A 12362-nucleotide genomic window follows, 5' to 3' on the forward strand; every position below is an offset into this window, starting at 1 on the left:
CCTGCCGTGGCCACGTGCGGGCGAGGCCGCCACGCTGCAGGCCGTGCAGCAAGGCGCCGGCAAGCCCTGGGCCACGGTGCGCGCGCTGGCGGCAGTGCCGCTCGCCGCGCCACTCTCGGCGGGCTACCGCATCTCGCGCAGCGTGACGCCGGTGGAGCAGGCGGTGGCGGGCAAGTGGTCGCGCGGCGACACGTATCGCGTCAAGCTGGAGATCGATGCGCAGGCCGACATGACATGGGTGGTGGTGAGTGACCCGGTGCCTGCCGGCGCCACCATCCTGGGCAGCGGCCTCGGGCGCGACTCGGAGATCGCCTCGCGCGGCGAGCGGCGCAAGGGCGCATGGCCCGCATTCACCGAGCGCACGCCGCAGGCCTTGCGCGAGTACTACGCCTACCTGCCGCGCGGCAACGCCACGGTGGAATACACCGTGCGCCTGAACAACGCCGGCGAGTTCGCCTTGCCGCCCACGCGGGTGGAAGCGATGTACGCGCCGGATGTCTTCGGCGCGCAACCCAATGCCAGACTGACCGTAGGAGCACGCCCTTGAGCTGGCTTGCAATGATGATGCCCGCGCGGGTGCGCGAGTGGTGGATGGCCGGGACGATGGCCGGCTTGGTCTACGGCGGCCTGCTGGTCACCGTCGCGATGGACTCGCCACCCGGCGCGCCGTTGAACGGGCAAATCGCCTTCCAGCCGGTGTGGAAGACCGCGATGGCGCTGCTGCTGGTACGCGCCGCGCACTTCCATCCCGTGCGCCGCGAGCGGCGCTGGCTGATGGCGGCGCTGCTGTTCTCCGCGCTGGGGGACTTCCTGCTGGCGATGCCGTGGCTGTCGTTCTCCTTCATCGGCGGGCTCGGGGCTTTCCTGATCGCGCACTTCGCCTACCTCGGCTTGTTCGTGCCCATGGCGGGCGACGGGCGCGCGCATCGCCTGATCGCTTGCGGCGCGGTGGTGGGCGCGGCCGGCGTGATGCTCGCGCGCTTCTGGCCCAACCTGGGCACGCTGGCGGTGCCGGTCTCTGTCTATGTGGGCGCGCTCGCGGCGATGGCCTGCGCCGCGTTGCTGGCAAAGCTGCCGACGCCGCTGGCGGCAATCGGCGCGCTGTGCTTCGCCGTGTCCGACGGCTTGCTCGGCACCGCGCGCTTTCTCGTGCCGTTCGATACCTTTGCGCTCGGCATCTGGTGGACCTACGCGGCCGCGCAGGTGCTGCTGGTGGCCGGCGTGGTGGCCGGGCGGGACAAATGAAGGTGGGCCTGCGCGCGGTCGTCGTGATGGCCTGCGTGGCCAGCGCGCCCGCGCATGCGTTGCCGTCCTTCGACAACGTGCGCACCAGTTGGCGCAGCGCGGACGTGGTGGTGCTCGACCGCCACGGCGAAACCCTGTCCCGCGTGCGCGACGATTTCCGTGCGCGCCGCGGCGACTGGGTCACGCTGGCGGAGATATCGCCCGCGGTGCGCATCGCCATCGTCCTGTCCGAGGACCGGCGCTTCTATGCGCACAGCGGCGTGGACTGGCAGGGCGTTGCCGCCGCCGCGTGGGCCAACCTGTGGAACACGCGCACGCGCGGCGCCTCCACCCTGACCATGCAGCTCGCCGGCTTGCTCGACGAAGACCTGCGGCGTGCCGACAGCGGCCGCAGCGTGAGCCAGAAGATGGCGCAGGCCGTGCGAGCGACCGCACTGGAGCGCAACTGGAGCAAGGACCAGATCCTCGAGGCCTATCTCAACCTGGTGCCGTTTCGCGGCGAACTGGTAGGCTTGTCCGCGCTGTCGCAGGCGCTGTTCGGCAAGTTTCCGAGCGGCCTCGATGCACGCGAGGCGGCGCTGGCCGTAGCGCTGGTGCGCGCGCCCAACGCGCGAGCGCCGCAGGTCGCGCAGCGCGCCTGCGGCATCCTGCGCGAGCAGCAATTGCCGAAGGCATGCGATGGCCTGGACGGCTTCGCGCAACTGGCTTTGCTGCGTACCCGCAGCGCGGGCAGCGGCGACGCTGTGGGCAATGCATCGACGTCGAGCCTGGCGCCGAAGCTCGCGCCGCACCTGGCGCGCTTGCTGGTGTCGCAAGCCCGTGCCGCCGGCCCGGTGCCTGCCACGATCACGTCCACGCTCGATGCCGGCCTGCAGCGCATCGCCACGGCAAGCCTCGATCGTCATCTGCGCGAGCTTGCCGGGCGCAATGTGGAAGATGGCGCCGTGGTGGTGATCGACAACGCGAGTGGCGACGTGCTGGCCTACGTCGGTTCGTCGGGTGCGTTGTCGGCGGCCGCGCAAGTCGATCACGCTGCGGCGCCGCGCCAGGCCGGCTCCACGCTGAAACCGTTTCTCTATGAGCAAGCGCTGGAAGCGCGGCGGCTGACCACGGCGTCGCTGCTGGACGATCGGCCGGTCAACTTGCCCACGGGCGGCGGCGGGGGCCTCTATGTGCCGCAGAACTATGACCGGCAATACGTGGGCTGGGTGAGCATGCGCGCCGCGCTGGCTTCGTCGCTGAATGTGCCCGCGGTGCGCACGCTGGTGATGGTCACGCCGTTTCGCTTTCACCAGCGGCTGACCGCGCTCGGCTTGCCGCTGACGCAGGCTGGAGACTACTACGGCTACAGCCTTGCGCTGGGTAGCGCCGATGTGCCGCTGGTCGCGCTCACCAATGCCTATCGCGCGTTCGCCAACGGCGGGCGTTATGCGAGCGCACGGCTGCGCGCCGATGCGCCGCCAGTGACAGCGCGCGCGGTGATGTCGCCCGCGGCGAGCTACCTGGTTGCCGATGTACTGTCGGATCGCCACGCGCGGGCGCGCACGTTCGGCCTGGACAGCCCGCTCACCACGCGCTTCTGGACCGCGGTCAAGACGGGCACGTCGAAGGACATGCGCGACAACTGGTGCGTGGGCTGGTCGCAGCGCTACACGGTTGGCGTGTGGGTGGGCAATGCCAGCGGCGCAAGCATGCATGAGGTCTCGGGCGTGTCCGGCGCGGCGCCGGTGTGGCACGAGATCATGGAGGCACTGCACCGCTCGGTGCCGAGCATGGCGCCGGCCATGCCTGCTGGCGTGGAGCGCGTGCCGCTGCGCTTCGCCGATGACCTCGAACCTGCGCGCGATGAGGTGTTCCTCGCGGGTACCGCAATGCGGGTCGTCAACGTGGCCAGCGCGGATAGCGGGCGTGCCACCAAGAATCGCGTATCCGCCATCGCCAGCCCTGCCGATGGCACCGTGTTCGCGCTCGATCCCGATATCCCGCCGGCAGCGCAGCGCGTCTGGTTCCATGCAGAAGGTGTCAGCGGACAGGCCGCACAGCACGTGAGCTGGCGCATCGATGGCAAGCCGCTGGGGCGCGGCGGCCAGCTCTCCTGGTTGCCCTGGCCGGGCCGGCACGAAGTGGAATTGCTGGATGCTGCCGGCAGGGTGGTCGACCGCATCGGCATCGAGGTGCGTGGCGCCGTAGCCAAGGCGCCGCGCCGCTGATTACGCCGGCGTTGGCGCTGCGCGACAAGCGCCTGGTGACCGCGCTGGATACGTTCAACGTGGTGCAGGGCACATTCTGGATGTTGTGGCCATCGAGCCGGCACATGTTGCCGAAGCTGCGGGTGCTGGTCGACTTCCTGTCCAGCCGGGAGAGTCCGGGATGAAATCCCGCCGTGTCCGGCTTGAACGGGCAGCCCGATTGTGAGGCATGAGCGAGTTCTACGGCGCGCACGACGACGTCGAGTCCATTCGCACGATTAATCATGTGCTTGATCACGGCGTTAATCTTATTGATACGGCTGATATATATGGCCCGTACACCGCTGGACGCGGCCGACATGGCGGCCATCGACGCCGTGTTTCCGGCGGACGCAGTAGCGGGTACGCGTTATCCGGAACAGGCAATGTCCTTGCTGGCGCGCTGAACGTGCTGAACGTGCTGAACCTGTAGCGCGTGTGGGGCCGGCGGCGAGTTCACGGATAATCCAGCATCGCGAACCGCCTCCGGAGCCACCCGCCATGTCCGTTGCCCTGCTAGACGCCGCCCAGACGGCGGCCCGCCTGCCTTATCCCGCGCTGGCCCGTGCCATTGCCGGCATGCTGGCCGAGCTGCGCGCGGGCACGGCCATGGCGCCGCCGCGCATTGCGTTGGCCGTTGGGGATCCAGCCGGCGGCGAAGGCACGCTGCTGGTGATGCCGGCGCGCAACAGGGAACTGGTGATGACCAAGAACATCACCGTGCACCCTGGCAATCCGCAGCGCGGCCTGCCCAATATCCTCGGCGAGGTGGTGGTGGCCGACGCCCATACCGGACGCCGGCTGGCGCTGCTGGACGGGCCCACCGTGACGGGCCGGCGCACGGCCGCCGTGTCGTTGCTGGCGGCGCAGTGCTTCGCGCCGGATCCCGCTGGCGAGCTGTTGATCATCGGTGCCGGCGTGCAGGCAATGACCCATCTCGAAGCCTTTGTCGCCGGGCTCTCGCCGCGCCGCGTGTGGCTGCATTCGCGCACGGCTGCCAAGGCCGAAGCCCTCGCCGCGCATGCGCGCACGCTGGGCGTGGAGGCGCAGGCGGTGGATGACGTGAGCGCCGTATTGCCCCGCGTGTCGATGGTGGTGACGGTGACGTCCAGCCTGGTGCCGGTGCTGCCGGACCTGGATAGCGGCTTGTGGCGCGACGATCATTTCATCGCTGCGGTGGGCGCGTTCCGCCCGGAGATGTGCGAGCTGCCGCCGGCGCTTTGCCAGGCAGCCTCGGCGCATGGCCGGCTGCTGGCCGACACCTTGTTCGGCATCGAGGAGGAGGCGGGCGACCTGCTGCAGGCGGGCATCGATTGGGCCACCGTGCAGCCCTTCGAGCATGCCATCCTCGCCGCGGACGCGCTGCGCGCGCGCCGCGGCAGCCCGCTGGTCTTCAAGAGTGTTGGTTACGCCCTGTGGGACCTGGCGGCATGCGTGCTGGCGAGCGCTGGCACAGCGTAATTCCCTTGAGGCGAGTAGGCCTATGCCGCGCAGCAGGTTTCCTGGCCGGCGAGCGTCGCAAATTGCACACAGTTTGCACGGCCAGTTTGGCTTGTTTGCCTGTGTTTTTAATGGTTAACCCGTGCTTTAGGGGCGGGCTTCTACAAAAGTGTTAAGCGTTTGAAACAGAGGGGTCACACCAGACGGGATAATGCCTGCTTCGGGTAGAGAGTTAACAAGGAGTAGAGGCATGTCCCCCAAGAAGATCCTGCTGGCCAGCGTAGCCATGCTAGTTGCCGGTGCCGCGCAAGCGCAAAGCGCCGGCAGCAATATTGTCAGCCTGGGCTGGTTCCGCGTGATGCCGACGAGTTCCGCCGATGCGCTGGTCGTCGATAGCATCGGCGGCTTCCCCGTCAACCAGACCGAAGCCGGCACGAGTGCCAAGATCAAGTCCGCGGATACGCTTGGCATCGCGTTCACGCACTTCTTTACCGACAATATCGCAGGTGAATTTGTCGTGGGGATTCCACCGAAGCACGATGTGGAGGGCGCTGGCACGTTTGCCAAATACGGCACGCTGGGCAATGTGAAGCAATGGAGCCCGGCGGTACTGGTGAAGTACTACTTCGGGGAAGCGAAGACCAAGTTCCGCCCCTACGTGGGCCTTGGCGCGAACTACACGTGGTTTACCGACGAGACCATCAGCAACCAGACTTTCGTGCGCTCCGAGTTTGGCCCGAACGCCAGGATGACGGCGAGCGCCAAGAGCTCGTGGAATCCGGTGTTCAATGTCGGCGCGAACTACGCCGTCACCGATAACTGGTTCGTCGGCCTGTCGGTGTCCTACCTGCCGCTGTCCAGCACGGCCACGCTCACCACCCAGAACGCGGGTGCGGCGGGCAATGCTACGGTTGTGTCGCATACCAAGATCAAGATCGATCCGGTGGTGACCTACCTGAACGTCGGCTACCGCTTCTAAGCGGTCCGCCAGATGACAAAACGGGCGCCAAGGCGCCCGTTTTGCTTTGCGCGGCTTGCCGGCTCAGCCCGCGGCCTGGGTGCTGCCCTTGACGGGATAGCCCGCTGCCTCGATGGCCTCGCGCAGCGCTTGGCCGCTGGCGGTGGCCTCTATCGAAACTGCCTGCGCTGGGATGTCGGCCGACACTTTCGCGGCGGGATCGAGGGCTTGCACGGCGCGCGTGATGGCGCCCACGCAATGGCCGCACGACATGCCTTCAACCTGGAACTGGATCATCTGGAATCTCCTGTTGGTACCTGGGGTACGAAATCAAGGTAAGCGCCCGGCCGTCCAAAAAGCGTACCTGTCGCTGCGCTGGCCGGGCCGGACTTTTTGTCTACCCCTGAAGTTTGCACCTTCCCACCGTGGGAAGCGCAAGGCCTTTTCCAAACGTTCCTGCGCACCGCGCGTGATGAACGCGTGGCTTGCAACCGGGCTTGACCTTCCCAACATGGTAAGGTCCATGATGTGGTTGTCATCACTGTGGACTTGATCCCTGCCATGCCCGCGAATTCCCAACTCCTTCCCTTACCCGGCGCCGCAGCAGACGCGCAGGCCTCCGAATGGCGGCTGCCGATCGGCGGCATGACGTGCGCCTCGTGCGTGCGGCGCGTCGAGACCGCGCTTGGCAAGGTGCCTGGCGTGCGTCAGGTCGCCGTCAACCTCGCCACCGAAGAAGCCACGCTGCAAGCCGATAGCGGCGCCGTGCTGCCGGCCGCCGCCGAGGCCGTGAAGGCCGCCGGCTACGAGGTGCCGCACCAGGCCATGACCTTGTCCATCAGCGACATGACCTGCGCGTCCTGCGTGGCGCGTGTCGAGCGTGCGCTGAAAGCCGTGCCGGGCGTGGTGGATGCGCAGGTCAACCTGGCAACGGAGCAGGCCGAGGTGACGGTGCTGCGCGGCGCCGTGGATGCCGATGCGCTGGCCGCGGCGGTGGCGCGCGCCGGCTATGGCGCGGTGCCGGTGACGGGCGACTTGCCGGCTGGGGCTGTGCCGGGCGAAGGCTTCTGGTCCGGGCCGTGGCCGGTGGCGATCTCGGCGGCGCTTTCGCTGCCGCTGGTGGCGCCCATGGTGGCCGAATGGTTCGGCGTGCACTGGATGCTGCCGGCCTGGGTGCAGTGGCTGCTCGCCACGCCGGTGCAGTTTGTGTTTGGCTGGCGTTTCTACAAGGCCGGCTTCAAGGCGGTGCGTGCGGGCGCGGGCAATATGGATCTGCTGGTCGCGCTCGGTACCTCGGCGGCTTACGGCTTGTCCTTGTGGCTGATGTGGCGCGGCGCGCACGCCATGCCGCACCTGTACTTCGAAAGCGCGGCAGTGGTCATCACGCTGGTGCGCCTGGGCAAGTGGCTGGAAACGCGCGCCAAGCGCCAGACGGCGGACGCCATCCGCGCGCTGGCCGCGCTGCGCCCCGATAGCGCGATCGTGCGCCGCGACGGCGCTGAGGTCAGCGTGCCGCTGGGCTCGGTGCGGGTCGGCGACGAAATCGTGGTGCTGCCGGGCGCACGCGTGCCGGTGGACGCCAAGGTGATCGAAGGCAGCAGCCATGCCGATGAATCGATGCTGACCGGCGAAAGCCTGCCGGTACCGAAGGCGCCTGGCGCGTTGCTGACCGGCGGCGCCATCAACTTTGAAGGCCGCCTGGTGGCGCGTACGGTGGCGGTGGGCGCCGAGACGGTGCTGGCGCGCATCATCCGCATGGTCGAGCACGCGCATGCCGCCAAGGCGCCGATCCAGCGCATGGTCGACCGCGTCAGCGCGGTGTTCGTGCCGGTGGTGCTGGGCATCGCGCTGGTCACGTTGCTGGGTTGGGGCCTGCTCGGTGGCAACTGGGAGGTTGCCTTGCTCAACGCGGTGGCGGTGCTGGTGATCGCCTGCCCGTGCGCGCTCGGCCTGGCGACGCCGACCGCGATCATGGCGGGCACCGGCGCGGGTGCCCGCGCCGGCATCCTGATCAAGGACGCCGAGGCGCTGGAAGTGGCGCACCGGGTCATGGTGGTGGCGTTCGACAAGACCGGCACGCTCACCGTAGGCAAGCCGGAAGTGGTGGCGCTGGCCGTGCCGGCGGGTGCCGGCGACGTGGAAGAGCAACGCTTGCTGGCGCGCCTGGCCGCGCTGCAGGCCGGCAGCGAGCATCCGCTGGCGCACGCGGTGCTGGCAGCGGCACGCGCGCGCGGCATCCACGCGCCGACGGCTACCGATGTGCGCGCTTTGCCCGGCATGGGCTTGTCCGGCAAGGTCGATGGCGTGGCGTTGCAGCTTGGCAGCGAGCGCCTGCGAGCGTCGCTGGGCGCAGCGGCGGGTACGCTCGAAGCGCAGGCGCAAGCACTGCAGCAAGCGGGCCGCACGGTGTCCTGGCTGATCGAGACGGGCGCGCAGGATGCGTCGCCTGCGCAAAACCGCGTGGTGGGGCTGGTTGCCTTTGGCGACGCCATCAAGCCCGGCGCGCGGCGCGCGATCGAGCGGCTGCGCGCCGCCGGCGTGCGCACGGTGATGCTGTCCGGCGACAACAAGGGCGCGGCCGCGCGCGTGGCCGAGACGCTCGGGCTGGACGAGGTGCAGGCGGAAGTACTGCCGGCCGACAAGGCCGAACGCGTGAACGCCCTCAAGGCGGGCGGCACCGTGGTGGCGATGGTGGGCGACGGCATCAACGATGCGCCGGCGCTGGCCGCGGCGGATGTCGGCATTGCCATGTCGACCGGCACCGATGTGGCCATGCATGCTGCTGGCATCACGCTGATGCGCGGGGACCCGGCGCTGGTGGCCGACGCGCTGGCGATCTCGCACCGCACGGTGCGCAAGATTCGCGAGAACCTGTTCTGGGCCTTCTTCTACAATGTGATCGGCATCCCGCTGGCGGCGGCCGGCCTGCTCAACCCGGTGGTGGCCGGCGCGGCCATGGCATTCTCCAGCGTGAGCGTGGTCGGCAATGCGCTGCTGCTGCGGCGCTGGAAGCCGGCGGGAGAGCAAGCATGAATATCGGTGAAGCGGCACAGGCTTCCGGCGTCTCCGCCAAGATGATCCGGCACTACGAGTCCATCGGCTTGCTGGCGGCGCCGCCGCGCAGCGAGGGCGGCTACCGCCGCTACGACGCGCGCGCGGTGCACACCTTGCGCTTCGTGCGGCGTGCCCGTAATCTCGGGTTCTCGCTGGACGAGATACGCGGCTTGCTGTCGCTGTGGCACGACCGCGCGCGGGCCAGCGCCGACGTCAAGGCGCTCACCTTGCGCCACGTGGCGGACCTGGAGCAGCGCATTGCCGAGCTTGCCGCCATGCGCGACACGCTGCGCCAGCTGGCCGAGGCCTGCAGCGGCGATGCGCGGCCCGACTGCCCGATCCTCGCGGATATGGCGCAGGCGGGGTCAGGCCTGGAGTCGGAGGAAGTGGAAAAGGGCGGCGATGGCGCGGTGCGGGCCTGCCATCGTCACGGCGAGGACAGAACCGTGGCCTCCTAGTCGGTGGATGCCAGCGGCACCGTAGCGGAACACAGATGGAGATCAACCGAATGGATCGACCGAGTACCGCTGCCTCCGTCCAGCCTGCCGCCGATGGCGCCGGCCCTGGCGTGGCGGCCGCTGCGCGGCCCGTTGCCCCCATCGAAAGCCGCCAGCGCATGCGCGACGGCACGGAGCTGCTCTTGCGTACCTGGCAGCCCGATCCCGACTTGTTCCCGGAACCCACGGGCTCGCTGTTGCTGGTGCACGGCCTGGCCGAGCATTGCGGCCGCTACCAGCACGTGGCCGAGTTGCTGTGCGGCCTTGGCCTGCGCGTGCGCGGCTACGACCAGCGCGGCCATGGCGCGAGCGGCGGTCCGCGCATGGTGGCGGAGCATCCGGATGTGTTTGTCGAAGACCTCACTGAAATCCACGACGCTGCGGTGGGCCAGTGGAAGGAGCTGCCGTTCCTGCTGGGGCACAGCATGGGCGGGCTGGTGGCGGCGCGCTTCGCCACCGCGCGCGTGCGGCCGATCCGCGCGCTCGTGCTGTCATCGCCGGCGCTGGCCTTGAGGCTGTCCGGCCCGATGCTGGCCCTGCACCGCATGCTGCTGACGCTGGTGCCGCGCCTGCGCGTGCCCAACCCGATCGATGCGCGCTACCTGTCGCACGACGCGGCGATGGTGGCGCAGTACCGCGCCGATCCGTTGGTGCAGGGCACCATCAGCGCCGGCGTGCTGGAGACGTTCGTGCGTGGCATGGCGCAGGCGCAAACCGATGCGCCTTTGCTGGAAGCGCCCACGCTGATGCTGGTGGCGGGCGACGATCGCATCGTCGACCCGGCGGGCAGCCGACGTTTTTTCGACAACGCGCCGCCCGACCTGCGCGAGGCGCGCTGGTTCGACTCCGGCTACCACGAGCTCTTCAACGAGGCGCAGCCGCTGCGCGGCGAGGTATTCGCCGCGCTCACCGACTGGCTGCGCAAGCATCTGCAACCGCAGGCGGCGTGAGCGTGCATGATGTGTCCCTGGATGGCACCACCTGAACCATTGCGCGCATCCACGGCCCAAGTTCGGCATGCCGCGCATGGACGCATGCATTTGCAATCCTGGCGGGATGTTCCCGCGCGGGCCCATCATCAACCTTTCCAAACGCGGCGCAAGGCCTGACAAGAGACAGCATGGAGACTTACGACTACATCATCGTCGGCGCCGGTTCGGCCGGCTGCGTGCTGGCCAACCGCCTGACCCAGGACCCCGAAGTGAGCGTGCTGCTGCTTGAAGCCGGCGGGCGCGACGACTACCACTGGATCCACATCCCGGTGGGCTACCTGTATTGCATCGGCAACCCGCGCACCGACTGGATGTACCGCACCGTGGCAGAAGCCGGCCTGGGCGGCCGCTCGCTGGGCTACCCGCGCGGCCGCGTGCTGGGTGGTTCGTCGTCGATCAACGGCATGATCTATATGCGCGGGCAGCGCGAAGACTATGACGACTGGGCGCGCCTCGCGGGCGACGACGGCTGGTGCTGGGACAATGTGCTGCCGCTGTTCAAGCGAAGCGAGGACCATCATCGCGGCGGCGACGAATTCCACGGCGCGGGTGGCGAATGGCGCGTGGAAGGGCAGCGCTTGCGCTGGGACATCCTGGAGCGCTTCATGGATGCCGCCGAGCAGGCCGGCATCCCGCGCACCGATGACTTCAATCGCGGCGACAACTTTGGCGTGGGCTATTTCGAGGTCAACCAGCGCCGCGGCATCCGCTGGAATACCGCGAAGGCGTTCCTGCGCCGCGCGGCCGAGCGGCCCAACCTGACCATCGTCACCGGCGCTCAGGTGAGCGCGCTGACGTTCGAGGGACGCCGCTGCAGCGGCGTGGACTATCTCGGCGGGGGCAAGCCGTTCACAGCGGCAGCGCGCGAGGAAGTCATCCTGGCGGCGGGCGCGGTCAATACGCCGCAGTTGCTGGAGCTGTCCGGCATCGGCCAGCCCGAGCGGCTGCAGGCTTTGGGCATCGCGGTGCGCCATGTCTTGCCCGGCGTGGGCGAAAACCTGCAGGATCACCTGCAGCTGCGCAGCGTGGTCAAGGTGGAGGGCGTGCGCACGCTCAACACGCGCGCGGGCAGCTGGTGGGGCAAGCTCGGCATCGGCCTGCAGTACGCGGTCAACCAGAGCGGGCCGATGAGCATGGCGCCGTCGCAGCTCGGCGCCTTCGCGCGCTCGGATGCATCGTATGCGCGGCCCAACCTCGAGTACCACGTGCAGCCGCTATCGCTCGACAAGTTCGGCGATCCGCTGCATCGCTTCAACGCCTTCACGGCCAGCGTGTGCAACCTGCGCCCGACCTCGCGCGGCAGCGTGCACATCGCCGATCCGGATTTCCGCCACGCGCCGGTGATCGCGCCAAATTACCTGACGACCGACGCCGACCGCAAGGTCGCGGCGGATTCGCTGCGGCTGACGCGGCGCATCGTGGCGTCGCCCGCGCTCGCGCCCTACAAGCCGCAGGAATGGCTGCCGGGCCCGGCGTTCGAGACCGACGAGCAACTGGCCCAGGCCGCGAGCGAGATCGGCACCACCATCTTCCATCCGGTGGGCACCTGCCGCATGGGCCGTCCCGATGATCCCGAGGCAGTGGTGGACCAGCGCCTGCGCGTGATCGGCATCGACGGCCTGCGCGTGGTCGATGCATCGATCATGCCGCTGATCACCTCGGGCAACACCAACTCGCCGACCATCATGATCGCGGAGCGTGCCAGCGACATGATCCGCGAAGACCGGCGCCGGCGCATGGCCGGGACGGAAGCCGCCAGCGCCGCGGCAACGGCAATTGCCAGCCCGGCAGCTGCCGGCGCCACGGCGAATGCCAAAGCGGGAGCGAGCAACTGATACTCCATTCTGCTCAGAAGTATCTATAATTGCTCGCCATGAGCAAGGTTTATCGGATCAACGAATTCGCAAAGCGCATCGGACGGGCTCCCAGTACGGTGCGCCGCTGGGAG

The 12362-nt window shown here is 68.7% G+C and carries 12 protein-coding genes; 11 read left to right on the forward strand and 1 reads right to left on the reverse strand.

Annotated features, from left to right (window positions below; genetic code table 11):
• The 7 genes from ACYP5B_RS05945 to ACYP5B_RS05975 all read left to right on the forward strand — a co-directional run.
• Positions 1–547: alpha-2-macroglobulin family protein (locus tag ACYP5B_RS05945; protein ID WP_459568933.1), on the forward strand; the 547-nt coding region annotated here is incomplete at its 5' end.
• Positions 544–1245: a lysoplasmalogenase gene (locus tag ACYP5B_RS05950; RefSeq protein WP_400091647.1), complete on the forward strand. Its 702-nt coding sequence runs from the start codon at positions 544–546 to the stop codon at positions 1243–1245. The genes ACYP5B_RS05945 and ACYP5B_RS05950, both read left to right, overlap by 4 nt.
• The gene (pbpC, locus tag ACYP5B_RS05955; protein ID WP_459568934.1) at positions 1242–3455 is read left to right on the forward strand and encodes a penicillin-binding protein 1C; all 2214 of its coding nucleotides are present in this window, start codon (positions 1242–1244) and stop codon (positions 3453–3455) included. The genes ACYP5B_RS05950 and pbpC overlap by 4 nt, the downstream gene beginning before the upstream one ends.
• Before the next feature lie 11 nt (positions 3456–3466).
• Positions 3467–3619 carry a hypothetical protein gene (locus ACYP5B_RS05960; protein WP_459568936.1) on the forward strand — a complete coding sequence of 51 codons (153 nt, stop codon included), beginning with the start codon at positions 3467–3469 and terminating at the stop codon, positions 3617–3619.
• A 44-nt stretch (positions 3620–3663) separates the two neighbouring features.
• On the forward strand, positions 3664–3906 hold the full coding sequence (locus ACYP5B_RS05965) for an aldo/keto reductase (RefSeq protein WP_459568937.1): 243 nt from the start codon (positions 3664–3666) through the stop codon (positions 3904–3906).
• A gap of 68 nt (positions 3907–3974) precedes the next feature.
• Positions 3975–4934, forward strand: coding sequence for a delta(1)-pyrroline-2-carboxylate reductase family protein (locus ACYP5B_RS05970; RefSeq protein ID WP_318233551.1), 960 nt, complete (start codon positions 3975–3977; stop codon positions 4932–4934).
• A 229-nt stretch (positions 4935–5163) separates the two neighbouring features.
• Entirely contained in the window at positions 5164–5892 is a 729-nt protein-coding gene (locus tag ACYP5B_RS05975; protein WP_267604818.1) for an OmpW/AlkL family protein, read from the forward strand.
• Between the two features lie 63 nt (positions 5893–5955).
• Here the strand turns inward: ACYP5B_RS05975 and ACYP5B_RS05980 are convergent, their stop codons facing one another.
• Positions 5956–6168, reverse strand: a complete 213-nt coding sequence (locus tag ACYP5B_RS05980) for a heavy-metal-associated domain-containing protein (protein ID WP_400091655.1) — start codon at positions 6166–6168, stop codon at positions 5956–5958.
• 264 nt (positions 6169–6432) lie between these two features.
• Here ACYP5B_RS05980 and ACYP5B_RS05985 point away from each other — a divergent pair, with 264 nt between their 5' ends.
• The 4 genes from ACYP5B_RS05985 to ACYP5B_RS06000 all read left to right on the forward strand — a co-directional run bounded on the left by ACYP5B_RS05985 (position 6433) and on the right by ACYP5B_RS06000 (position 12249).
• On the forward strand, positions 6433–8904 hold the full coding sequence (locus ACYP5B_RS05985) for a heavy metal translocating P-type ATPase (protein WP_459568938.1): 2472 nt from the start codon (positions 6433–6435) through the stop codon (positions 8902–8904).
• Positions 8901–9383 (forward strand): Cu(I)-responsive transcriptional regulator, encoded by a 483-nt coding sequence (gene cueR, locus ACYP5B_RS05990; protein WP_459568940.1) that lies wholly within the window; start codon positions 8901–8903, stop codon positions 9381–9383. The genes ACYP5B_RS05985 and cueR overlap by 4 nt, the downstream gene beginning before the upstream one ends.
• 50 nt (positions 9384–9433) lie before the next feature.
• Positions 9434–10372, forward strand: coding sequence for an alpha/beta hydrolase (locus tag ACYP5B_RS05995; protein ID WP_400091660.1), 939 nt, complete (start codon positions 9434–9436; stop codon positions 10370–10372).
• A 170-nt stretch (positions 10373–10542) separates the two neighbouring features.
• On the forward strand, positions 10543–12249 hold the full coding sequence (locus ACYP5B_RS06000) for a GMC family oxidoreductase (protein ID WP_459568941.1): 1707 nt from the start codon (positions 10543–10545) through the stop codon (positions 12247–12249).
• The last annotated feature ends 113 nt before the right edge of the window (positions 12250–12362 follow it).

The sequence above is a fragment of the Cupriavidus sp. 8B genome (assembly GCF_054589115.1).

Coding starts and splice junctions, on each gene's coding strand:
- ACYP5B_RS05995 (WP_400091660.1), top strand. CDS start 9,434: ATGGATCGACCGAGTACCGCTGCCTCCGTCCAGCCTGCCGCCGATGGC.
- cueR (WP_459568940.1), top strand. CDS start 8,901: ATGAATATCGGTGAAGCGGCACAGGCTTCCGGCGTCTCCGCCAAGATG.
- ACYP5B_RS05980 (WP_400091655.1), bottom strand. CDS start 6,168: ATGATCCAGTTCCAGGTTGAAGGCATGTCGTGCGGCCATTGCGTGGGC.
- ACYP5B_RS05970 (WP_318233551.1), top strand. CDS start 3,975: ATGTCCGTTGCCCTGCTAGACGCCGCCCAGACGGCGGCCCGCCTGCCT.
- ACYP5B_RS05975 (WP_267604818.1), top strand. CDS start 5,164: ATGTCCCCCAAGAAGATCCTGCTGGCCAGCGTAGCCATGCTAGTTGCC.
- ACYP5B_RS05965 (WP_459568937.1), top strand. CDS start 3,664: ATGAGCGAGTTCTACGGCGCGCACGACGACGTCGAGTCCATTCGCACG.
- ACYP5B_RS06000 (WP_459568941.1), top strand. CDS start 10,543: ATGGAGACTTACGACTACATCATCGTCGGCGCCGGTTCGGCCGGCTGC.
- pbpC (WP_459568934.1), top strand. CDS start 1,242: ATGAAGGTGGGCCTGCGCGCGGTCGTCGTGATGGCCTGCGTGGCCAGC.
- ACYP5B_RS05985 (WP_459568938.1), top strand. CDS start 6,433: ATGCCCGCGAATTCCCAACTCCTTCCCTTACCCGGCGCCGCAGCAGAC.